The sequence below is a fragment of the Nonomuraea sp. NPDC054003 genome, assembly GCF_055585125.1.
The window spans coordinates 36545-57122 of the sequence record NZ_JBVJKR010000013.1 but is presented as its reverse complement, the minus strand read 5'-3'; the positions used below and the strand labels follow the sequence as shown (position 1 = coordinate 57122).

Here is a 20578-nt window from a genome sequence, read left to right as displayed (position 1 = left end):
CTAGCTTAGGAGGGTTCCAGCATCCTGAGCACCCGGCCGTGGTTACGGTGTGACTCCTCCAGCCGGTAGTCGTCGGCCACGGCGTGCACGCGCTCCTGCCGTACGGGAAGGCGCGTGCGGGGCACCACCAGCTCGCCGCGCAGGCGCAGAGACAGCTCCAGGTCGGCGTCGGCTCCGTAGCGGGCCTGCTCGGGCAGGGCCGCGACGGCGGCCGAGCGGCGCACCGCCATCAGGTCACCGGTCAGCGCGGGCACCTTGCCCGGCCCGGCCTCCAGCCACTCGGCTCCGCTGTCCGGCCTCTCGGCGCCCGGCGGCTTGCGGCCCTTCCACCCGGCGGCCACCGCGCCTTCCTGCACGGCGGCGATCAGCGGCGTGAGGGCGTCGCCCACCAGGACCACCGAGGTGTCCATGAACACGTGCACCTCGGCGGTGTCCAGCTGGAGCAGCTTGGCCCTGGCCGCGCCCCAGGTCGCGGTGCCGCCGAGCCAGTGCGGCGTCTCGGCGACGTGCCACACCCGCACCCGGTCAGGCTCGCGCCCGGCCAGCACGTCCAGCACGTCGCCGGCGCCTTCCACGTTGCCCAGGTCGAGCGCCAGCACCATGCACCCGGTGTGCGCCAGCACCGACTCCACGCAGGCGCGCACGTCACCCGGCCAGCCGTCCACCAGGAGGCCGACCGAGGCCGTCACGTCCTTGGTCTCCACCCGCTGGCGCTCGGCGTTGACGCCCAGGTCGTCCATCCGGTTGGTGGCCAGCGTGCCGTCCCACACCCGCTGCGCGTGCAGCATGTCGTCGCCCGGGTCGCCGTGCTGGCCTGGATCGCCGGAGAAGCCGAACTCGGCCGCGGGGTTGCCGCGGGCGCCTTCGCGGCGGCGGCCCTTGGTGCCGGCCGTGCCCACGCCCGTGGCGCGTGCGGGCGTGGGCACGGCGGCGCCGCCGGCGGTGTCGCGGCCGGTGCCGCTCGCGCCGGCGATCTCGTCGGTCCTGGCGGGTCTCAGGTGGGCGGGCGGCCGGTCGTCCGTGACGGCCGAGACGGGGATCGACTCCACAGTTGGCCATGCTTTCTCACTCATGACCGTCACGCGTACCCGAGAATCGGCCGCCTAGGCGAGCCGCACCACGGCCCTCGCCTTGGACAGCACCCGGGCGTCCCCCGATCGGGCGGTCAGCGCCACCACGACCTTGCCGTCGTCGAGCTTCTCCTCCACGACGCCGCTCACCGTGATCGTCGCGCCCTCGTCGTCGTCGGGCACGACCACCATCGACGAGAACCGCACCCCGAAGTCGACGACCGCGCCCGGGTCGCCGGCCCAGTCGGTGACGAACCGGCCCGCCTGCGCCATCGTGTACATGCCGTGCGCGATGACGTCGGGCAGGCCCACCATCTTGGCGAACCGCTCGTTCCAGTGGATCTGGTTGAAGTCGCCGGACGCTCCCGCGTACATGACCAGGTTGACCCGGCGCACGCGGTAGTCGACCGGCGGGATCTCCTGGCCCACCTCGACCTCGTCGTACTTCACCGTCGCCGTCATGTCAGGCCGCCCCTCCGCGCTCGACGATCGTGTTGTACGTGGTGCAGACCGGCTCGCCGGAGACCGTCGTGACGTCGCTCCTGACCGTCAGCAGCTCGTTGCGCCCGGCGGTGCGGATGTCGGTGATGGTGGCGGTGGTGACCAGCTCGTCGCCCGCGTAGACCGGGCGGAGATACTCGAAACGCTGCTCACCGTGGACGACCATGGCGAAGTTGAGCCCCAGGTCGGGGTCGGCGAGCGCCTCGCCGCCGCCCCGCAGGCTGAAGACGATCGGGAAGGTGGGCGGGGCCACCACGTCGGGGTGGCCGGCGGCCCTGGCGGCCTCCCTGTCGTGGTAGATCGGGTTGTCGTCGCCGATCGCCGCCGCGAACTCTCGGATCTTCACCCGGCTGACTTCGTATGGGGTGCTGGATGGGTAACTGCGCCCCACGAAGTCACGGTTCAAGGCCATCGATGCTCCCTCGCATGTCTCACCGGACGCGCTGTTGAGCAGAAGGTAACAGAACAAGGTTCGGCTGTCGCTGCCGATGGCCTGCTTTTTGCCGCCCCCCGGACATGACAAACCGGCGCCCGGAGGGGACGCCGGTTGTGCGCTCTATGGAGGCCGGGAGTGACCGCCCCTGACGAGAACTAGCGGGTCTCGCGGTGCGCGCGGTGGCAGCGGCAGTTGGGGCAGTACTTCTTCAGCTCAAGCCGATCCGGGTCGTTGCGCCGGTTCTTCCGCGTGATGTAGTTGCGGTGCTTGCACTCCTGGCAGGCCAGCGTGATCTTCGGCCTAACGTCGGTGGCAGCCACTTGGGAGTGCCTTTCTACGTTCGGGACATGGACATGCCCGGACCCAGGCCGGGTGACCTGGGTGAGGGCAGTAGCGGAGGCCGGACTTGAACCGGCGACACAACGATTATGAGCCGTTTGCTCTGCCTGACTGAGCTACTCCGCCTTTGAAGCCGGAAACGACCCGGCCCCGTAGAGGATACCCGACCCCGCGAGCGTCTACGTCACTCGCCTGGTCAGGCGGGGTGATGCAAGTATGCCAAAAGCACCCCCGGCGACACAAAGCAAAAACCCCACCGTGGTGGGGTCTGTCGCGGGTGGAGCCCCCAAACGGAATCGAACCGTTGACCTTCTCCTTACCATGGAGACGCTCTGCCGACTGAGCTATAGGGGCCTGTCCGGCGCTGCGGACAGGTGTAACCATACACGGCACTCAACGATGATGCGAACTCGTTCGGGCCGTCTCCCGCCCGGTTTTCCGGGGTCGCTCGGGCAGCGCGATGACCTCGCAGAGATCGGCCAGATCGACGTGGCGCGCGACCTCGGAGACCGACGCGCACTCGGCGACGAGCCGGCCGTTGCGGCGCACCCTCAGCACCTGACGCCCGGCCCGCATGCCGAGCACGATCTCGTACCCGTCGCTCCCGACCCATCGCCTGTCCATAGCGGCACACATTAGCCTTCGGGTCTCTCAATTTCCCCCGAGACGACAGGCGTAACGGGATCAGTAGCGGTAGAACCCGAGGAATCCGGGCACCTTCGCGATGTCGTCCACCCGGACGATCGCGCCGGTCTCGGGGGCGTTCATCATCCGCCCGAGGCCCAGATAGATGCCGACGTGCCGGGTCCTGAGCCGTTTCTTCCTGCGTTCGCCGAAGAAGACGAGGTCACCCGGCACCGGCGACCGGACCTGGCGCATCCGCCGTACGTGGTCGTCGGTGTTGCCCGGCCCGAGCACGTCCGCGCCGTGCGCGAGCGCGTACACCCAGCGCGTGAGCCCGGAGCAGTCCAGCCCCCGCGTCCGGGTGGCGGGGCAGGGCTTGATCCTGCCCGTGTAGCCGGCGCAGGTGCCCGTGGAGGGGCCGGGGCGTTCGGCGTGGCCGCCGCCCCAGGAGTAGACGATGCCGTGGCGCTCGATCTCGTACGCGATCGCGACGATCCGGGGTAAGACGTGGTGCTTGATCGGGGCGGAGGCGGTGACGACGAGCAGGACGAGCGCCATGGCGAGCAGAGCTCCGCGCCTCCCCGACACCCGTGCCTCCCTCGTGATGCCGGTTCAATCCTGCCTTATGGGGCTATCTGGCGCTTAGCTTGACCGCCACGGTTCCGACAGTGAACCGGATGCCGACCGTGCCCTTCTTCTTGCGGGGCTTGGTGGTGAAGGCGAAGGTCCTCTTCTGGCCGCGCCGGAGCTCGTCGATCGAGCAGCGGATCGCGGTGCCGCTGAACGTGCAGCCGGTGGGCGCCTTGACCACCCGCTGCCCGCCGAACGTCCGCCCGGAGACCTTGACGTCCGTGACCGGATGCGGCCCGGTGTTGGCCACGGTCAGCCGGTAGGTCGTGCGGCTGCGCGTCTTGCCGGAGACGGTCACCTCGGCCGGCGGGTTGGCCATCGCGGCCAGCTCGGACTCGGAGCCGTTGAACGCGTTCTGCCCGCCGGGCAGCGGGCCCTTGTCGGCCGACTGCCAGAACGTGTGCTTCTGCCAGGCCTTGGGCAGCTCGCCCGGGTCGGCGCCCCACCGGGCGATCCACAGCGGGCTGGACTTGGCCGCGGTGCTGTCTCCCGTGCAGGTCCGCCACCAGCTCGTGGTGGTGTAGACGATCGCCTGCCGCCCGGTCCTGGCCCGGTAGGTCCTGGTGAAGTCCTTGATCCAGGCGACCATGTCCTTGGCCGACAGGCCGTAGCAGGCGTTCTTGCCGTTCCTGTCCTGGTACGGGTTGTCCTCGAGGTCGAGCACGCCGGGCAGCGTCCGCCCGTCGGTGAGCCAGTTGCCGCCGTTGCGCACGAAGTGCTCGGCCTGCGCGGCCCCGCCCGACTCGTGCGGCTGCGCGAAGTGGTAGGCGCCGCGGACCAGCCCGGCCGCCGCCGCGCCGTCGAACTGCGCGGTGAAGCGCGGGTTGACGTAGTCGCCGCCCTCGGTGGCGTGCACGAAGGCGAACTTGGCGCCGCCCGACGCCGCCGCCGACCAGTCGACCTCGCCGGTCCAGTTGCTGACGTCCACCCCCGCGACCCCGTCCGCCGCCTGGGCGCTCTGCGCGCCCAGACCGACTGCCGCCACCACCGCGATGAGCACCAGACGCTTCACGTGGGTGATAGTCGCAAAAAATCTTTACATGTACGGAGAAATCGCACTTCAGAGGCCGAAAAGTTATCCGTCATCGCCATCCGAACCACGTGACGTTTCCGCAGGTCAGAGCCGTATATGAACGTGATGTTCACGTTTGCCAGGACCGCTTTCCCGGGCTGACACTTGAGCCGCTCCCATCCGACACCCCCCACCACCAGGGGTTTCTTCGCCATGCCCGGAGGAAGGCGCCATGATCCACACCCGGGGTCTGACCCGCGTGTTCTCCCTGAAGAAGAAACAGACCGTCGAGGCCGTACGCGGCATCGACCTGGACGTCGAGCCCGGACAGCTCGTCGCGTTCCTCGGCCCGAACGGCGCGGGCAAGTCCACCACGCTGCGGATGCTCACCACGCTGCTGCCGCCGACGTCCGGCACCGCCACCGTCGCCGGCCGCGACGTGGCGCGCGACCCCGCCGGGGTGCGCGCCAGGATCGGCTACGTCGGCCAGCGGAACAGCGCCGGAGAGAACTTCCGCGTCGGCGACGAACTCGTCACCCAGGGCCGCTGCTACGGCCTGACCAGCGCCGAGGCCCGCCGCCGGGCCGGCGAGATGCTGGAACTGCTCGACCTGGGGCCGCTGGCCGCGCGCAAGCCCGGCACGCTCTCCGGCGGCCAGCGCCGCCGCCTCGACATCGCCCTCGGCCTCGTCCACCGCCCCGGCCTGCTGTTCCTGGACGAGCCCTCGACCGGGCTCGACCCGAAGAGCCGCGCCGAGATCTGGTCACACATCCTGCGCCTGCGCGAGACGTACGGGACCACGCTCTTCCTCACCACCCACTACCTCGAAGAGGCCGACAGCATGGCCGAGCGGGTGATCATCATCGACGACGGCCGGATCATCGCCGACGGCACGGCCGAGCAGCTCAAGAACGACCTGGCCGGCGACCGCGTCACGCTCACCACGCACACCGCCCAGGACGCCGGGCGGGCCGCCGCGCTCCTCGGCGGCGCCGCCGAGGGCGTCACCGTGCGGCTGCGCGCGGCCTCCGCGACCGCCGCCCTGCCCGAGCACCTGCGCACGCTGGAGGCGGCGGGCGTCAAGGTCGCCACCGCCGAGACCGTCCGCCCGACCCTCGACGACGTGTTCCTCACCCTGACCGGGAGAAGCCTCAGCGATGACGACCTTCCTGCGTGACACCGTGACCGTGTTCCGCCGCGAGTTCACGCCCGCGTGGCGGGAGCCGGTGGGGCTGATGTTCGAGATGGGGCAGCCGCTGCTCTTCCTGTTCCTGTTCGGGGCCCTGCTGGACGGCGCCGTCGGGGCGTCCTGGCAGTGGTTCGTGCCGGGCATCCTGGTGATGATGTGCCTGACCGGGCCGATGGCGGCCGGCTACCACGTCCTGATGGAACTGGTCGGCGGCTCGATGGAGCGGATGATGGTCACGCCGCTCGACCGGACCGCGATGCTGGTCGGCAGGACGATGAAGGAGATGGCCGTGCTGTTCGCCCAGGCCGTCCTGATCATCGTGCTGGCGCTGCCGCTCGGGTTCGAGCCGCACCTGGCGGGGGTGGTCGCCGGGCTGGCGCTGCTGATCGTGTTCGGGGTGGGGCTGGGCGCGCTCTCGTTCGTCCTGGCCGTCAAGTCGGCGCCCGACGGCACCCTGTTCTACACGGTCACGCAGGTGCTGCTGTTCCCGATGCTGCTGCTGTCGGGGGTGCTGCTGCCGCTCGACTCCGGTCCGGACTGGCTGCGGGTGGCCGGCGGGCTCAACCCGATCACCTACATCGTCGACGCCGAGCGCGCGCTCTTCTCCGGCCAGGTGCTCGGCCTGCCGGTCCTGTACGGGGCCGCGACGGCGGTGGCGGTGGCCGCGCTCGGCCTGTTCCTGGGCAACCGGACCCTGCGCCGGGGCGTCTGACCGGTGTAGCTCACACGGCGCGGGCCCTTTCGATGTCCGGCCCCCGGTAGGCGTGCTCCGGGATGCGGGCCAGCGTCGAGTCGTGCACCTGCGGCCCGAGCCCGTACAGCTTCTGGAAGCTCATGATCAAGGGCCGCCACCGGTCCGGGTCGACGTGGTCGTCGGCGCCGTCCTTGCGGATCTCGTCGTGCACCCACACGCGCTGCACCCGCACCTCGAAGGTGACGATCCCGCCGTCGCCCACCGGGTGCTCGACGACCACCACCGCTTCCATGCTCACCGGGCACTCGGCCACCCGGGGCGGCGCCACGGTCTCGCTCGCCACCGGCGTCAGCCCCGCCCGCTCGAACTTGGCGGGCACGTACCGGTAGCCGCGCTCGCGCTTCCCCGGCGGCACCGGGTCGGCGCCGGTGGTCAGGGCGAGCCGGTCGACGGCGGGGGCGAGCTCGTCCGAGGGCAGGTTCAGCACGCACTCGCGGGTCCGCGTCATGTTGCGCGCGGTCTTGGACCGCCTGCCCAGCCCCAGCACGCCCCGCCAGCCGAGCCAGAACGCCGACGACATCGGGGCCAGATTGGGCGTGCCGTCCTCGTTCACGGTGGAGATCAGCACGACAGGGGTGCCGAAGTAGAGGATCGACGGTTCGATACGGGTGTGCTTGGTCACGAACCACACTTTCGCGCCTGCCGGGGTCCCGGCACCGGCGGCAATCGGACCTGTCGACCGGCCTTGACCGGTGTAATGTCACCCCCATACACCATGGAGGCCGCTGGATGCATGCACCGTTCGCCATCACCAGTGAATACTTCGGTGACACGGCGGTCATCAGCTTGATCGGCGAGCTGGACACCACCCGGTGCCCCCAGCTGGACGAGGCGCTCGGCGCCAGCCTGTCCGGGGGGCGGATCCATCTCGTCGTCGACACCGCCGAGCTGACCTTCTGCGACTCGATGGGCCTGCGCACCTTCCTCGACTACGTGGAGAGGGCCAGGCAGGCGGGCGGCTGGCTGCGGATGGCGGGCGTGCGGGGGGTGCTGCGGCGGCTGCTCGACGTGACGGGCGTCTCCGCCGTCGTCCCCATCGACCCCGACGTCCCCACCGCGCTGCGCGCCCGCCTGCCCGGCGGCGACGCCCTCGGCCTCTGACGGCTCACGAGAGGTCCGCCCAGAACGCGTCGTGGTCGCTGTACGACCCCATGCTGATCGTCCCGGTCCTGACGAAGCCGTGGCCGCTGTCACGGGCGATCACGTGCTGGCGGTTGCCGTCGCTCTTGCGCGTGTAGCCGCTGCCCAGGCAGCGCTTCAGCGCCGCCTGCTCGGCCGGCCTGTTCCAGCGCAGGTTCAGATCACCGGAGACGATCAGCGGGCCCCTGCCCGCCAGTTTCCTGCCGCCGCTCATCAGCTCGCGGCACTGCGCCTCGGCGACCGCCACCGTGCTGACCGACAGGTGGCCCGTGCAGACGGTGAAGGAGGGCTCCTTCCGGCAGCCCATCACCCGCCGCTCGCTGCTGCCGTCCTGCTTGGTGAACCGCTTCTCCAGCCGGTACGCGCTGTACGGCCTGCGCAGCGGCGCCTCGGTCAGGATCGCCGAACCGTAGGAGCCGCCGCCGTTCCTGGAACCACCGCACGTGTACTTCGCGGAGTTCTTGTACACGGTGAAGAACGAGTCGCCGTCGAGGCCGAGCCGGATCTTCATGGAGGCGAGGTCGGAGGAGCACACCTCGTTCATCACGACGGCGGACGGTCGCGGGTTCAGCGACTTGAACACCGACACGACCTTGCTCATCGTCCTGGCGGCCCGGGTGCCGTCGGGGCCCGGCTTCTCGCCCCAGCAGGGGGCGTGCCCGCTGTTGCACAGGTTGAACTGGAGCACGCGCACCGGCCGGGCCGCGGCCTCGGCCGACGCCGGACCGGCGAAGCAGGTCGCGGCCAGCAGACCGGCGGCGAGGATCCTCAGGCTGGCGTGACGTGGCAAGACGCACCCCTCTCATCCCGGTGAAAGTTTCCAGGCACGTTAGTGAGCCGGGTTATCGAAGCCCTAAGCGAAACGGCGCTAAGGGAATCGATAACCCGCCTCCCTAACGTCTCCGGGGCACCTATCACCCCTGATGGAGGAGGACTCCTCTTGCGTCGCACAGCCGTGTCCGTCGCCGCGCTCGTCGCCATGACGGGCCTTCCGGCTCCGGCCCACGCCGCCACCGAGGCGCTCGCCTCGCGGCCGTTCTTCCAGCTCCCGTTCGCGTGCGGCACCAAGGTCTTCACGGACTCCGCCGGATCCCACGCCGGTTACGTGGACAAGGCGCTCGACATGTATCCGAACACCGACAACCCCTACTCGGGCGGTTACAGCGCCGACGGCTGGGAGGTGCGCCCCGCGGTCGGCGGGACGGTGCGGTATCTGTCCGGCAGCACGACCAACACGATGTACGTCGAGCACAACAGCACCTGGCGCACCATGTACGCGCACATGAAGAACCGCGTCAAGAACGGCTCCAAGGTCACCCGGTCCACCGTCATCGGCCGCATCGGCAGCGTCGGAACCGGCAAACCCCACCTCCACTACGAGCAGCAGCAGAAGGTGAACGGGACCTGGCAGCTGGTCAAGCCCTACTTCAACGGCAAGAACCGCTCGCTCGGCAGCGGCGGGCGGCAGATCCTCACCAGCCACAGCTGCACGCATCCGAAGCCGACGGTCTGGTGCCGGTACCGGGCCGAGAAGGCCGTCAACAAGCGTTCCTGGGCGGGCACGAAGTACGAGTCCGAGGGCAAGCTGACCAAGGGCACCGTGTACGTCTTCGGCTACAACGGCTACCGCAAGCCCGGCTCCACGGTCTGGCGCAGGTTGAAGAGCAGCGGCGGCGCCGACGGCCAGGGCCCCTTCGTGAGCGGGAACCACCTGAAGTACCTCGGCGGCGGGACGTCCTGCCCCGCCTGATCTCCGGGCGTTTAGCGGATCGATAACGAGGTTCCTCTACGATCGATCGGGGGTTTCGGTTCGGCGAGCGGGTGTGCCCTGCCGTCGTCGCCTGCAAGACCGATCTCGATCATGGCTCAGCTGGAGTTTCTCGTCCTCGGACCGCTGGAGGCCGGCGTCGCCGGGCACCCTGTCCGGCTCGGCGGGTCGCGGCGCCGTGCGCTGCTGGCCGCCCTGCTGCTGGAGACCGGCCAGGCGGTGCCGGTGGACCGGCTGGCGCGCACGGTCTGGGAGGACCGCCGGCCCACGTCGGTACGCACCCAGATCTCCATCCACGTCGCCGCTCTCCGCAAGGCCGTCAAGGCGGCCGGAGGCGATCCCGGAGTGATCGTCACCGAGCCACACGGCTACCGGCTCGACGCCGAAGGGGTACGGGTCGACGCGCACGAAGCCGAGCGGCGGATCGCCGAAGGGCGCGAACTCGCCGCGGCCGGGCACCCCGACCAGGCGGCCGACCTGCTCGGACAGGCGCTGGCCCTGTGGCGCGGGCCCGTGCTGGCCGGGCTCGACACCACGGCGATCACGGCGTGGGCGCGCCGCCTGGACGCGGTCCGGCTGGCGGCGGTCGAGGAGTGGGCCGGGCTGGAGCTGGCGTGCGGCCGGCCGCGCGAGGTCGTGGAGCACCTGACCGGGCTGGTCGACGACCATCCCCTGTACGAGGGGCTGCGCGAGAAACTGGTGCTCGCCCTGTCGCACGCCGGGCGCCAGGCCGACGCCCTCGCCTGCTACCACCGAGGCCGCGACCTGCTGCTACAGGAACTGGGCCTGGAACCCGGCCCCGGACTGCGCCAGGCCCAGCACAAGGTCCTCCGCGGCCACCCCGTCCCACCGACGCACTTACCGCGACCCGCCCCAGCGCGGCAGGCGCAACCGCCTTACAGACCACCCGCCACGCAAACCGAACTGGCGTGGCGCGAGCAGCCGCCGCACGACCAGCCGCAGGCCAAGCTTGCGCAGCCCACGCAACCTCCGCACAACAGACAGTCGGACACGCAGGCCGAGCCGGCGTGGCGCGAGGGGGTGCCGTACGACCGGCTGCCGGCCCATCCCGCGGGAGCGGCACGACCGACTCGCGACCAGCCGCAGGCCAAGCCGTCGCAACCACCGCACAACAGACAACCCACCGAGCCCGCGTGGCGCGATGAGTCGCCGTACGGCCGGTTGTTGGCCCATCCGACGGGGGCGGTATGGCCGGCTTGTGATCTGCCGCAGGTCGCGGTGGTGCGGCCTGCGCAGTTGCCGCCGCCCGTGCGGGGGTTCGTCGGGCGGGCGCCGGAGTTGCGGGCGCTGGATCGGCTGCTCGCCCAGGACGGGCCGCGGGTGGCGGTGGTGAGCGGGATGGCGGGGGTGGGGAAGACGGCGCTGGTGTTGCGGTGGGCTCATCAGATGGCCAGCCGGTTCCCGGACGGCCAGCTCTTCGCCGACCTGCGGGGGTATGACACGGGCGGGGAGCCGGTGCCGGCGGGAAGCGTGCTGGAACGGTTCCTGCGCGCGCTCGGCGTGGGGGTGCCGCGGAATCCTGCGGAACAGGCCGCGGCGTTCCGGGAGGCGCTGGCCGGGCGGCGGGCGCTCGTGGTCCTGGACGACGCCGGATCGGCGGAGCAGGTGCGGCCCCTGCTGGTGAACGCGCCCGGCTGCCGCGTGATCATCACCGCCCGCCGCCGTCTCGGCGAAACAGCCCTGACCGTGCCGATCAATACGCCCATCGACACGCCCGTGCCCGTGCCTGTTGACGTGCCCGTCCCCATATCCATCGATGTCCCCGTCGATGTGCTTCCCGTACCGGAGTGCGTGGAGTTGCTCGGTCGGGTGGCCGGGAGCAGGCGTGTGGCGGACGAGCGGGAGGCGGCCGAGCGGCTGGCCGGTCTGTGCGGCGGGCTGCCGCTCGCGGTGCGGATCGCGGCGGCGAAGCTGGCGCGGCAGCCGCGGTGGCCGCTGTCCGGCCTCGTCGGGCTGCTCGCCGACGAGCGCCACCGGCTGGACGAGCTGGTCTGCGACGGCCTGAGCGTACGGGACAGCATCGCCCTGTCGTACCGCGAGCTGCCGCCCGAGGCGGCGCGGCTGTTCGACCGGCTGGGGCTGGTCGAACAGCCAGCGGGCTTCGGCCCGGACCTGCCCGGCGTGCGGCACGACGACCGTACGGGCGCGCGACCCGGGAACGACGCCGAGCTGCTGCGGCAGCTCGTCCACGCGCAGTTGCTGCGCCCGCCGGGCGGGCCGAGCCGGCCGCACTACCGGTTCCACGAGCTGGTGCGGCTGTTCGCCAGGGAACGCGCCGCGACCGCCGTTCGATGACGTCTTGAACGCTTGCCGCCTCCGGCACCCCTCCCGTTACGATCCATCAAGGGAGGAGTCGATGTCCGGCCCAGTCGCTTTCCAGATCCTCGGCCCTCTGCGCGTCGAGGTCGCCGGCCGCGCCGTCGCCCCCATCGGGTCGCGCGCCCGTACGGTCCTGAGCGTCCTGCTGCTGCACGCCGGGCAGAGCGTCACCGCCGAGCAGCTGGTCGCGGCGCTCTGGACGGACGGCGCCCCGCCCCCGACCGCCCGCACCCAGCTCCACATGCTGCTCTCCCGGTTGCGCAAGACGCTGCTCGGCCACCCGGTGATCGAGACCCGGCCGGGCGCCTACCGCATCGACACGCGGGTGGCGCGGCTCGATTCCCATCACGCTGAGCGGCTCATCGAGGAGGGCCGCCGGCTGGGCGATCCCGCACTCTACGGCCGGGCGCTCGCACTGTGGCGCGGGCCCGTACTGGACGGTTTCGACCACGCGGAGGTGCGGCGGCTCGAAGAGCTCAGGCTGACCGCCGTCGGCGAGTGGGCCGCGCTGGAGCTGGGCCGGGGCTGCCCGTCGCGGGTGGCCGAGCGGCTCGCGCCGATGGTCGCCGACCTGCCGTACCACGAATCGCTCCGCGCCCAGCTCGTGCTCGCGCTCGACCGGCTGAACCGCCGTCAGGAGGCGCTCCACGTGCTGCGCGAGGGCACGCGGCTGCTGGACCGCGAGCTCGGCCTCGAACCGGGGCCGGAGCTGCGCCGCGCCGGACAGCTCGTACGGGGGCGCACCCCGGCGCAGCTTCCTCCGGCGGTGGCGGCGTTCACGGGCCGGGACGGCGAGGTCGAGCGGCTGTGCGGGCTGCTGACGGACGGCGGCGAGCACGTCGTGGCCGTCTCGGGCCCGGCGGGCATCGGCAAGTCCGCGCTGGCCGTCCAGGTGGCGCACCGCCTGGCCGGTCTCTTCCCCGACGGGCAGCTCTACGTCAACCTGCACGGGTCCACCCCGGACACCGAGCCGGCGGCCACCGCGGAGGTGCTCGGCAGGTTCCTCCGCGCGCTGGGCGCGACGGTGCCCGCAGACCAGGAGGAGGCCGCCGCGGCGTTCCGCTCGATGACGCACGGCAGGCGGCTGCTCGTCCTGCTCGACAACGCCGCCGGCCCGGAGCAGGTGCGCGACCTGCTGCCGGGCAGCGCCACCTGCGGCGTGCTCATCACCAGCAGGCGGCTGCTCGGCTCCGTCGACGCCGCCCGCCATCATCCGGTCGAGGGTCTGCCGCCGGACGAGGCGGTCGCCCTGCTCGGCAGGCTGGCCGGGACCGCCCGCGTCGGGAGCGAGCCCGAGGCGGCGGCCGAGATCGCCGAGCTGTGCGGGCGGCTCCCGCTGGCGCTCACCATCGCGGGGGCGAAACTGGCCGGGCAGCCGGACCTGAGCGTGCGGGCGCTGGCCGGGCGGCTCGCCGTCGAGCAGCGCAGGCTGGCCGAGCTGGCGCTGCACGACCAGGCCGTGCGCACCAGCTTCATGGTCAGCTACCAGGACCTCGGCGACGCCGCGGCGGCCCGGCTGTTCCGGCTGCTCGGCCTCCTGGACGTGCCCGACGTCGGCGTCCCGGTCGCCGCCGCGCTGGCCGGTCTGCCGGAGCAGCGCGCGGCGGTGCTGCTGGATCGGCTCGCGGAGAACCAGCTCGTACGGTCCGACGTGCCCGGCCGGTTCCACCTGCACGACCTGCTGCGGCTGTTCGCCAGGGAACGCGCCGCCGAGGAGGAGACCGGGGCCGACCGCACCGGCGCCGTGCGCCGCGCCCTGCACTGCTACGTGGCCACGGCCCGGCACGCCACGCTGGCCGTCGAGCCGACGATCGGCTGGCGGATCGACTTCCTGCCCGGCTCGCTCGACCACCCCGGCGTCCCGCTCGGCTCGCGCGACGAGGTCGACGAGTGGATCGACGCCGAGACGGACAACCTCGTCGCCGCGGCCCGGCAGGCCGCCTCCGGCATCGCCCCCGAGGTCGCGCCCTACCTGTCGGCGTGCCTGAACGCCCCGCTCGAAGGCCGGGGCCGCCGGCGCGAGCAGCTGACGCTCGCGTACATCACGCTCACGGCCGCGCGTCTCACCGGCGACCGCCGTCACGCCGGGCTGGCCGACAACGACCTCGGCTGGGCGCTGCACTGGCTGAGCAGGGCCGAGGAGGCGCTCGCCTGCTTCGACCGCGCCCTGCGCGCCTGGGCCGGCTACGACGCCGGGACCGCCCTGGCCCTGCACGGCCGCGGCGTCGTGCTCCGCGTGCTCGAACGGTACGAGGAGTCGCTCGAATCCCTGGAGCGGGCCCGCGCCGCCTGGCACCGGCTCGGCCACGCCCGTCAGGAGGCCGGCTGCCTGACCGGCGTCGGGCTCACCTGCCAGCGGCTCGGCCGCCATGACGACGCGGTCGCCGCGCACGAGGCCGCCATCGGCCTGGCCCGCGACTCCGCCGCCCGCGTCACCGAGGTCATGGCGCTGGGCAACCTCGGCGAGGCGCACCGCCTCGCCGGCCGGCGCGAGGCCGCCGCCGCCTGCTTCACCGAAGCCCTCCGCCTCGACCGGCTGCGTGGCCTGTCGGGCACCTACTGGGAGGCCGAACACCTGTGGGGCCTCGGCCGCGTCCGCGGCGACCGCGCCCTCCTGAACCGCTCGGCCGCGATCCTGCGCGACCTCGACCTCATCGACGACGCCGAGGCCGGAGCCATCGCCACCGGCCCCGCGCCGCGTACCCCGGCAGCCATCGCCGACCAGCTGTGACCAGCCGGATGCAAGATCTCTCCAAGTGGCGTCCCCTAGCGTCCCTGCCATGAAGAAGACCTATGTCATCGGTGGGGTCCTGGCCTTCCTGATCGCCGCGGGCGGGCCGGCGCAGGCGTCCGCCGGGATCCACTGGGGGCCCGTCAAGTCGGCGGCGGGACATTCCGGCCACGCCACGGCCGACGTCTGGATCACCGACTTCAGCGCCGAGACGTTCGTCGTGCGCGGCACGCTCTCCGATCGCGACAGGCACTCCGGTCACTGCGCCTACGTCCGCGCCCGCTTCCACTACGCGGGCGGCGGCACCGGATGGAGCCGGCCCCGCTCGACCTGCGCTGCCAAGACGCCCTTCCGGCTGTCCTCCGACGGCGAGATCAAGCGCGTGGACGTGCGGGTCTGCCTGTACGACCGCGCCCTGCGCAAGACCTTCAAGTGTCACGCCGACGCGATCAAGCCCGAGATCATCGCGAACTGGCCCCGGTGACGGGCGGTTCGTCGAGCAACGGGGTGAGCGTCTCCCAGTTGGCGCGGGTGGCCGCGGCCGCCCCCGCCACGTCGCCGGCCGCGCACAATTCGATGATCCGGTCATGCTGAGCGACCGATTCCCGGCCGCTCAGTGAGGAGAAGCGGAGCCGCTCCAGGCGGCGCAGCACCGGCGTGAACCGTTCGAGGACGTCGCGGAGCGCGTCGTTGGCGCTGGCGGTGACCAGCACGCCGTGGAACTCGTCGTCGGCGGCGAGCGCCGCGTCCACGTCGTCGCGGCGCAGGGCGTCCGCGAACCGCGCGTTGGCCGTGCGCATGGCTTCGAGCTCGGTGGCGGAGAGGTTCGGCAGCGCCTCGCGGACGGCGAGCTCGTGCATGGCGGCCGTGACCGACTGGGCGTCACGGCAGGCGCGGGCGTCCAGAGGGCTGACGATCGTGTAGCGGCCGGGTTTGGTCCTGACCAGGCCCGCCTGCTCCAGTCGCGCGAGGGCCTCGCGCACCGGGGTCCGGCTGACGCCCAGCCACTCGACCAGGTCGGTGTCGTTGAGTCGCTCACCTGGGGCCAGCGTGCCGTCGACGATCGCGTCGCGGATCGCCCGGTAGGCGTCTTCCCTCAGCAGCGACCTGGAGACGAGTCCGCGACCCTGTGGCACCGGCATGCAACATATTGCACAGGCACGCTGCGATCACTGTCAAACAGGGTCAGCGGGACAGGGGTGCGCAGTCGTGCCGCGCACGCCGATCGTCAGGGCTTGTCTATCACGCATCGATCATCCGTTCGAGAAGGGTGCGGACGGCGTCGAGGTCCACCGCCTCGGGGGCGACGCGCCATTGGGCGTGGACGCCGATGACCGCCCCCACCAGCAGGACCGTGAAGGCCTCCGCGGAGGCGCCCGCGGGGAGGGCCTCGGCCGGTATCCGCGCCTGGACCCCCTGCCGGAGGGCCGCGTGGAGCCGCGCGTACTGCTCGCGGATCGGCGAGCCGTCCTCCACGGCCTCGGCCAGCAGGGTGATGAACAGGCGCGCGGCAGGCAGGCGGACGAAGTTCATGACCTGGTCGAGCGGGTCGCCGACTTGCTCGTCGAAAGCGGTGAGCACGGTCTGGAGCTGGTCGTCGAGCACCGCTTGCAGCAGGCCCAGCTTGTTGCCGAAGTGCCAGGGGATGGAGCCGCGGCTGATGCCGGCCTTGTCGGCGATGTCGACGAAACTCGTCTGCCGGTAGCCCTTCTCGGCGAAGAGCTCGGCGGCGGCCGCCACCAGCAGCCGGCGGCTCTCCTCGGTCCTCTGGATACGTCGCGTGGCCATGCGGTCCATCCAACCAGCTACGCCGGATGACATAGCGAATGTCGATCGACATATCCTGTGTTGGTCAACACAGAAGGGTTGTGCGATGGACTTCGGAAAGCTGTTCCGCTGGGCGGGCGGGATCATGGTCGTGATGGGTGCGGGACACCTGGCGGTGCTGGCGACCACCGCCTGGGCGGACGTCGCCGGCTGGGTGGATCGGGGGATGTGGGCGGCGGTCCCGCTCCTCGCGGACGGCCCTGCGGTCGAGTCCCTGCGGAACAAGGTCACCTTCTGGGGCGGCCCGGGAAGCTTCGGCGTGCCCCTGATCCTCCTGGGATCACTGACCTGGCACCTCGCCCGGCGCGGAGTGGCCGCGCCCGCCGGGATCGGCTGGGCTCTGGCCCTGTGGTGCGCGCTGTGCGGCGTCCTCCTCGTACCGTCACCGTTCTTCGCCGGGATCGTCCCCGGGCTTCTGATCGTTCTGGCGGCGAGAAAGACGGGCTCCCCGGACGCTAGGAAGGCAGGTTGAGCGGGGTGGTCAGGATCAGGTCCCAGTCGTGCTCGGAATGGTCGATCCAGCCGATCATCGGTCGGCCGCGCGCGTCCAGGGTCATGGCGAGGGCGTCGCCGAGGGCGTACCGGCTCTTCGCCACCGGCGTGTGCGTGCAGCGGGTTCCCTCACAGGTGGCCACGACGATCCGGTTGTCGTCGACGTCCTGGTAGGCCACCAGCGCCCGTCCTTCCCCGTCCACCACCAGCGCCGGGGGCACGCGGAAGCGGCCGGGGCCGGTCAGGATGACGGGGTCGGACTGGGAGCAGCTCAGGTTGCGGCAGTCGAGCATCCTGATCGATCCATCGGCCGAGTCGCGGTAGGCGATCAGCGGCCGGCCGTCGTCCCTGACCACCATGGTGGCGCCGGGTTCCCCGCCGACCTCGTCGAACCCCCAGGTCCAGCCCCCGTGTACCAGCCGTTCCACGTGCACCTCGGCACAGTCGGACTCCTCGCAGGTGATCAGGGAGAGAGAGCCCGCGTGCTCGTCGAAGCGGAGGACGACCGGGCGGTTCGTCGGTCCAGCCCCGACGACGAGGCCGTGCTCCTGGTACGCGGAGGTCCTGGATGGAAGCCTGGCCAGCTCCTTCGTCCACGGGTCGGCGCAGACCGGGTCTTCGCAGAAAGTGACGGACAGGACCTCACCGTCGCGCTCCGGCAGCTCCCGGACCTGGGCGATCATCAGACCGTCGTAGCGCCCCGGCGCCAGCGCGACGCTCCTGCCCTCGTAGACCGACATCTCCTCACCGATCGGCCGGGGACCCGGAACGCAGCCGCGGGCGTCGCAGAGCATCAGCCCGAGCCGGACGCGCCGGTCATCGCCCTGCCCTCGCTGCGACCAGGTGCTCACGGCGATCCGGCCTTCGTGGAGCCGGGCGCTGGACGACGCGATGTCCTCGTCGGCGTCGGCGGGCTCGGCCCAGCGGAACCCGGTACGCGGGCAGCCAGTCGCGGTGCAGGTCAGCAGCCTCGCCAGGCCGAAGCTGTCCATGAACATGATCAGTTCGTCGCCCCGGCCCGCGTACATGGCCTTCAGATCCGTCTCCCGCAGCCCGGGTCTCGGCTGAGGAGGGACGTCGTCGCTCGTCCAGGTGGCCGTGACGACCGTCTGGGTCACCTCCAGCCAGCCGAACGGGTTGACCAGCAGCGTGGCCGCGAACAGCGACCCCGGCAGCAGCAGCGCCGCGAGCACCGGCACCGGCCTGGCCGGGCTCGCCGCCCCGCTCCCCGGCAGCTTCTCGACGACCCGCTCGAACGCCTCGGCCGTACTCCGGTGTGCCAGCCTGCTCAGGTACAGGCGCGCGATCACCGTCGCCTGGAACGCGGGGATGACCAGGGTGAGGGCGGAGGTCGCCACCCCGTACCCGAGCACGCTGCCCGACGCGGCCCACTCCACCGCCCACTCCACCCCCCGCTGGGCCGCCGCGGGGAAGACCAGCACGCCGAAGGCCAGGGTCAGCGTGCACGACCAGAAGCCGCCTGCCGTCGGCTCGCCCCTGCCCGCCAGCCGATAGGCGCCGGCGAGCGCGCGCCCGGCGCTCCGGCCCTCCAGCGTCACGATCGCCACGGCCAGCAGGCTCGGCAGCGCGAGCACCGCCAGGGACGCCATCACGAGAACGGCCCACAGCAGCTGTCCGGTCCACATCAGCATGCCGAACCCGGCCACCGCGGTCGCCGTGAACACCACGACGCCCAGCAGCGCGAGGAGCAGCATCGCGGGCAGGTTCCGCAGCGCGGCGCGCATCGCGTCCGGCGTGGCGACGGGCCTGCCGGTCAGCAGGCCGGCCGCGATCACGACGGTGGCGGGTATGACCACCGCCTGGCCGGCCAGCGAAACGAAGATCACCGCCGCCGCCCACACCAGCAGCGGCCTTCCCGGCGTACCGAGCAGCTCGAACGAGCCGTCGACCAGCACCGCCGACTCGTCCACCACCAGCGCCAGCCCGAGCAGCGCGACCAGGCTGATCGGCAGGAACACCAGCGCGGCGGGCGCCGCCAGCCTGATCAGGTGCCGTGCCGCGGTGCCGTAGGCCCGCCAGATCACCCCGTCCCGCCGCGCGACCGTCATGGCCTGGACGTGGGGGGCGGGCGCCTCTTGAACAGCCTCGGGCATGGAAGCCTCCAGCGAGCAGCGGGGATCGCTTGACGGCCAAGAGCGTAGGATCCGCGGCCCGCCCATTCAGGGCATCCAGCCCATTCGGCATCAGTCCAGGCAGAACTCGTTGCCCTCGGGGTCGGTCATCACGATGGTGCCGGCGGTCAGCGGAAGATCGGGCTCGTCACGCCGTACCCTCTTCGCGCCCAGCGCGACGAGCCGGTCGCACTCGGCCTCCAGCGCCGCCATCCGCTCCTCCCCCTGCAGCCCGGGAGCGGCGCGCACGTCGAGGTGCACGCGGTTCTTGACGACCTTGTCCTCGGGCACCTGCTGGAAGAACAGCCGGGGGCCGTGGCCGTCCGGGTCCTCGACGGCCGACCTGGTGTTGCGCTGGTCCTCCGGGACGCCGGCCCGCGCGAGGAAGTCGTCCCACGCGGCCAGCGGGTCGGCGCCCTCGGGCAGGTCGACGCCGGGCGGGCCGGGGTGGACGTAGCCCAGGACGTCGCGCCAGAAGGACGACAGCGCCCGCGGGTCGTGGGCGTCGAAGGTGACCTGGATATGGCGGCTCATCGGATCGCTCCGTTCGTCGTGGTGGTTCGAGTCCATGCTGTCACCCTCTGGAGGACAGGATCGGTCCGCTATCTGACAGGGTGGGCGACATGGCCGGTGACGAGCGGAGCACGACGGAGCGGGTGCTAGCCCTGCTGGGGCTGCTGCAGCAGCGCCGGGTCTGGACCGGCCCCGAGCTCGCCGACCGGCTCGGGGTCACCTCGCGAACGGTACGGCGGGACGTCGGGCGGTTGCGTGCCCTCGGCTACCCGGTGCACGCCGGGCAGGGCGTCGGGGGCGGCTACCGGCTCGGCCCCGGGCAGGACCTGCCGCCGCTCCTCCTCGACGACGAGGAGGCGATCGCCACCGTCGTCTCGCTGCTGGCCGGCGCGGGCGGCGCGGTCGCCGGCGACGCCGCGCTGCGCGCTCTGACCAAGCTCGACCGGGTGCTGCCCACCCGGCTGCGGCACGAGGTGCGCGCGCTCTCCGGGTCGGTGGAGTCCTTCGCCGCGGGCCGCGCGCCGGTCGACCCCCAGGTGCTCATGACGCTGGCCGGGGCCTGCCGCGACGAGGTCGAGGCCGGCTTCGGCTATCCGTCCGGGGGCGAGGTGCGCCGGCGGCGGGTCGAGCCCTACCGCCTGGTCGCCTCCGAGCGGCGCTGGTATCTCCTGGCCTACGACCTCGATCGCGACGGCTGGCGCAGCTTCCGTCTCGACCGGATGACCGACGTGTCCGCCCGCACCTGGCGCTTCCGCCCGCGCCCCGCGCCGGACGCGGCCTCGTACGTGCAGGAGGGCGTGGCGAGCCGGGTCTACCCGCACCGGGCGCGCTTCCTCGTCCACGCGCCCGCCGGTACGGTGCGCGCCCAGGTCCCGGCGTCGGCCGCCGTCGTACGGCCGCGAGGGAGCGGACGCTGCGAGGTGATCAGCGGCGCCGGCAGCCTTGACGCGGTGCTCATGCACGTGCTGCTGCTCGGGCACGACTTCGAGGTGCTCGACCCGCCGGAGCTCGCGAGCCGCTGTCGCGTGCTCGCGGAGAAACTGCTGACCGCCGGCGCACCGGCGTCGGACCACTAGGGAG

The 20578-nt window shown here is 72.0% G+C and carries 22 protein-coding genes and 2 tRNA genes; 9 read left to right on the top strand and 15 right to left on the bottom strand.

The genetic code is table 11. The annotated features are described in order from the left end of the window. Nucleotides 1-5: 5 nt before the first annotated feature. The 9 genes from ACZ6YG_RS30820 to ACZ6YG_RS30780 all read right to left on the bottom strand — a co-directional run bounded on the left by ACZ6YG_RS30820 (nt 6) and on the right by ACZ6YG_RS30780 (nt 4612). Nucleotides 6-1049 carry a hypothetical protein gene (locus tag ACZ6YG_RS30820; protein WP_466019945.1) on the bottom strand — a complete coding sequence of 348 codons (1044 nt, stop codon included), beginning with the start codon at nt 1047-1049 and terminating at the stop codon, nt 6-8. A 54-nt stretch (nt 1050-1103) separates the two neighbouring features. Beyond that, complete coding sequence (locus tag ACZ6YG_RS30815; RefSeq protein WP_148036547.1) at nt 1104-1532, bottom strand: MaoC family dehydratase; 429 nt, start codon at nt 1530-1532, stop codon at nt 1104-1106. Between the two features lies 1 nt (nt 1533). Continuing rightward, nucleotides 1534-1983 carry a MaoC family dehydratase N-terminal domain-containing protein gene (locus tag ACZ6YG_RS30810; RefSeq protein WP_148036546.1) on the bottom strand — a complete coding sequence of 150 codons (450 nt, stop codon included), beginning with the start codon at nt 1981-1983 and terminating at the stop codon, nt 1534-1536. A gap of 179 nt (nt 1984-2162) precedes the next feature. Beyond that, nucleotides 2163-2327 (bottom strand): 50S ribosomal protein L33, encoded by a 165-nt coding sequence (gene rpmG, locus ACZ6YG_RS30805; RefSeq protein ID WP_019632658.1) that lies wholly within the window; start codon nt 2325-2327, stop codon nt 2163-2165. A 71-nt stretch (nt 2328-2398) separates the two neighbouring features. Continuing rightward, nucleotides 2399-2472 (bottom strand) — tRNA-Met (locus ACZ6YG_RS30800). Nucleotides 2473-2624: 152 nt separating this feature from the next. Beyond that, nucleotides 2625-2700, bottom strand: a tRNA-Thr gene (locus tag ACZ6YG_RS30795). 39 nt (nt 2701-2739) lie between these two features. Continuing rightward, on the bottom strand, nt 2740-2970 hold the full coding sequence (locus tag ACZ6YG_RS30790; protein ID WP_148036545.1) for a transposase: 231 nt from the start codon (nt 2968-2970) through the stop codon (nt 2740-2742). 60 nt (nt 2971-3030) lie between these two features. Further along, on the bottom strand, nt 3031-3558 hold the full coding sequence (locus tag ACZ6YG_RS30785; protein ID WP_148036544.1) for a C40 family peptidase: 528 nt from the start codon (nt 3556-3558) through the stop codon (nt 3031-3033). A gap of 43 nt (nt 3559-3601) precedes the next feature. Continuing rightward, nucleotides 3602-4612 carry a lysozyme gene (locus tag ACZ6YG_RS30780; RefSeq protein WP_222709279.1) on the bottom strand — a complete coding sequence of 337 codons (1011 nt, stop codon included), beginning with the start codon at nt 4610-4612 and terminating at the stop codon, nt 3602-3604. Nucleotides 4613-4844: 232 nt separating this feature from the next. On the opposite strand from ACZ6YG_RS30780, the gene ACZ6YG_RS30775 reads away from it, so the two are divergent. Both ACZ6YG_RS30775 and ACZ6YG_RS30770 read left to right on the top strand, forming a co-directional pair. Next, the gene (locus ACZ6YG_RS30775) at nt 4845-5789 is read left to right on the top strand and encodes an ATP-binding cassette domain-containing protein (protein WP_148036543.1); all 945 of its coding nucleotides are present in this window, start codon (nt 4845-4847) and stop codon (nt 5787-5789) included. Beyond that, the gene (locus ACZ6YG_RS30770) at nt 5770-6513 is read left to right on the top strand and encodes an ABC transporter permease (protein ID WP_271280087.1); all 744 of its coding nucleotides are present in this window, start codon (nt 5770-5772) and stop codon (nt 6511-6513) included. The genes ACZ6YG_RS30775 and ACZ6YG_RS30770 overlap by 20 nt, the downstream gene beginning before the upstream one ends. Before the next feature lie 10 nt (nt 6514-6523). Here ACZ6YG_RS30770 and ACZ6YG_RS30765 read toward each other — a convergent pair whose 3' ends face one another. Beyond that, nucleotides 6524-7177 (bottom strand): flavin reductase family protein, encoded by a 654-nt coding sequence (locus ACZ6YG_RS30765; RefSeq protein ID WP_261809052.1) that lies wholly within the window; start codon nt 7175-7177, stop codon nt 6524-6526. A gap of 107 nt (nt 7178-7284) precedes the next feature. Between ACZ6YG_RS30765 and ACZ6YG_RS30760 the strand changes: the two genes are divergently transcribed. Continuing rightward, nucleotides 7285-7656 (top strand): STAS domain-containing protein, encoded by a 372-nt coding sequence (locus ACZ6YG_RS30760; RefSeq protein ID WP_148036540.1) that lies wholly within the window; start codon nt 7285-7287, stop codon nt 7654-7656. A 4-nt stretch (nt 7657-7660) separates the two neighbouring features. Here ACZ6YG_RS30760 and ACZ6YG_RS30755 read toward each other — a convergent pair whose 3' ends face one another. Then, nucleotides 7661-8485, bottom strand: coding sequence for an exonuclease/endonuclease/phosphatase family protein (locus ACZ6YG_RS30755; RefSeq protein WP_466019944.1), 825 nt, complete (start codon nt 8483-8485; stop codon nt 7661-7663). A gap of 150 nt (nt 8486-8635) precedes the next feature. On the opposite strand from ACZ6YG_RS30755, the gene ACZ6YG_RS30750 reads away from it, so the two are divergent. From ACZ6YG_RS30750 to ACZ6YG_RS30735, 4 genes are all read left to right on the top strand, one after another. Further along, nucleotides 8636-9445 carry a M23 family metallopeptidase gene (locus tag ACZ6YG_RS30750; protein ID WP_271280090.1) on the top strand — a complete coding sequence of 270 codons (810 nt, stop codon included), beginning with the start codon at nt 8636-8638 and terminating at the stop codon, nt 9443-9445. A 111-nt stretch (nt 9446-9556) separates the two neighbouring features. Continuing rightward, on the top strand, nt 9557-11779 hold the full coding sequence (locus ACZ6YG_RS30745; protein ID WP_466019943.1) for an AfsR/SARP family transcriptional regulator: 2223 nt from the start codon (nt 9557-9559) through the stop codon (nt 11777-11779). A gap of 61 nt (nt 11780-11840) precedes the next feature. Continuing rightward, nucleotides 11841-14534 carry an AfsR/SARP family transcriptional regulator gene (locus tag ACZ6YG_RS30740; protein ID WP_466019942.1) on the top strand — a complete coding sequence of 898 codons (2694 nt, stop codon included), beginning with the start codon at nt 11841-11843 and terminating at the stop codon, nt 14532-14534. A 49-nt stretch (nt 14535-14583) separates the two neighbouring features. Beyond that, a complete protein-coding gene (locus tag ACZ6YG_RS30735) occupies nt 14584-15018 on the top strand; it encodes a hypothetical protein (protein WP_148036534.1) in 435 nt (144 codons plus the stop codon). Here ACZ6YG_RS30735 and ACZ6YG_RS30730 read toward each other — a convergent pair. Both ACZ6YG_RS30730 and ACZ6YG_RS30725 read right to left on the bottom strand, forming a co-directional pair. Continuing rightward, nucleotides 14996-15676 (bottom strand): GntR family transcriptional regulator, encoded by a 681-nt coding sequence (locus tag ACZ6YG_RS30730; protein ID WP_271277680.1) that lies wholly within the window; start codon nt 15674-15676, stop codon nt 14996-14998. The genes ACZ6YG_RS30735 and ACZ6YG_RS30730 overlap by 23 nt on opposite strands. A gap of 100 nt (nt 15677-15776) precedes the next feature. Further along, nucleotides 15777-16322 carry a TetR/AcrR family transcriptional regulator gene (locus tag ACZ6YG_RS30725; protein WP_466019941.1) on the bottom strand — a complete coding sequence of 182 codons (546 nt, stop codon included), beginning with the start codon at nt 16320-16322 and terminating at the stop codon, nt 15777-15779. 85 nt (nt 16323-16407) lie between these two features. Between ACZ6YG_RS30725 and ACZ6YG_RS30720 the strand changes: the two genes are divergently transcribed. Then, nucleotides 16408-16833 (top strand): DUF6463 family protein, encoded by a 426-nt coding sequence (locus tag ACZ6YG_RS30720; RefSeq protein ID WP_466019940.1) that lies wholly within the window; start codon nt 16408-16410, stop codon nt 16831-16833. Here the strand turns inward: ACZ6YG_RS30720 and ACZ6YG_RS30715 are convergent. Beyond that, nucleotides 16817-18967 (bottom strand): hypothetical protein, encoded by a 2151-nt coding sequence (locus ACZ6YG_RS30715; protein WP_466019939.1) that lies wholly within the window; start codon nt 18965-18967, stop codon nt 16817-16819. The two genes, ACZ6YG_RS30720 and ACZ6YG_RS30715, sit on opposite strands and share 17 nt — an antisense overlap. Before the next feature lie 90 nt (nt 18968-19057). Continuing rightward, on the bottom strand, nt 19058-19519 hold the full coding sequence (locus ACZ6YG_RS30710) for a VOC family protein (RefSeq protein WP_148037262.1): 462 nt from the start codon (nt 19517-19519) through the stop codon (nt 19058-19060). Nucleotides 19520-19608: 89 nt separating this feature from the next. Between ACZ6YG_RS30710 and ACZ6YG_RS30705 the strand changes: the two genes are divergently transcribed. Then, nucleotides 19609-20574: a helix-turn-helix transcriptional regulator gene (locus tag ACZ6YG_RS30705; protein WP_466019938.1), complete on the top strand. Its 966-nt coding sequence runs from the start codon at nt 19609-19611 to the stop codon at nt 20572-20574. Nucleotides 20575-20578: the final 4 nt, after the last annotated feature.

Bases quoted from the DNA above. Each gene is read 5' to 3' on its own strand.
- ACZ6YG_RS30815 (WP_148036547.1), bottom strand. From the start codon at position 1,532: ATGACGGCGACGGTGAAGTACGACGAGGTCGAGGTGGGCCAGGAGATC.
- ACZ6YG_RS30810 (WP_148036546.1), bottom strand. From the start codon at position 1,983: ATGGCCTTGAACCGTGACTTCGTGGGGCGCAGTTACCCATCCAGCACC.
- ACZ6YG_RS30790 (WP_148036545.1), bottom strand. From the start codon at position 2,970: ATGGACAGGCGATGGGTCGGGAGCGACGGGTACGAGATCGTGCTCGGC.
- ACZ6YG_RS30775 (WP_148036543.1), top strand. From the start codon at position 4,845: ATGATCCACACCCGGGGTCTGACCCGCGTGTTCTCCCTGAAGAAGAAA.
- ACZ6YG_RS30770 (WP_271280087.1), top strand. From the start codon at position 5,770: ATGACGACCTTCCTGCGTGACACCGTGACCGTGTTCCGCCGCGAGTTC.
- ACZ6YG_RS30760 (WP_148036540.1), top strand. From the start codon at position 7,285: ATGCATGCACCGTTCGCCATCACCAGTGAATACTTCGGTGACACGGCG.
- ACZ6YG_RS30745 (WP_466019943.1), top strand. From the start codon at position 9,557: ATGGCTCAGCTGGAGTTTCTCGTCCTCGGACCGCTGGAGGCCGGCGTC.
- ACZ6YG_RS30740 (WP_466019942.1), top strand. From the start codon at position 11,841: ATGTCCGGCCCAGTCGCTTTCCAGATCCTCGGCCCTCTGCGCGTCGAG.
- ACZ6YG_RS30735 (WP_148036534.1), top strand. From the start codon at position 14,584: ATGAAGAAGACCTATGTCATCGGTGGGGTCCTGGCCTTCCTGATCGCC.
- ACZ6YG_RS30730 (WP_271277680.1), bottom strand. From the start codon at position 15,676: ATGCCGGTGCCACAGGGTCGCGGACTCGTCTCCAGGTCGCTGCTGAGG.
- ACZ6YG_RS30725 (WP_466019941.1), bottom strand. From the start codon at position 16,322: ATGGCCACGCGACGTATCCAGAGGACCGAGGAGAGCCGCCGGCTGCTG.
- ACZ6YG_RS30720 (WP_466019940.1), top strand. From the start codon at position 16,408: ATGGACTTCGGAAAGCTGTTCCGCTGGGCGGGCGGGATCATGGTCGTG.
- ACZ6YG_RS30715 (WP_466019939.1), bottom strand. From the start codon at position 18,967: ATGCCCGAGGCTGTTCAAGAGGCGCCCGCCCCCCACGTCCAGGCCATG.
- ACZ6YG_RS30710 (WP_148037262.1), bottom strand. From the start codon at position 19,519: ATGAGCCGCCATATCCAGGTCACCTTCGACGCCCACGACCCGCGGGCG.
- ACZ6YG_RS30705 (WP_466019938.1), top strand. From the start codon at position 19,609: ATGGCCGGTGACGAGCGGAGCACGACGGAGCGGGTGCTAGCCCTGCTG.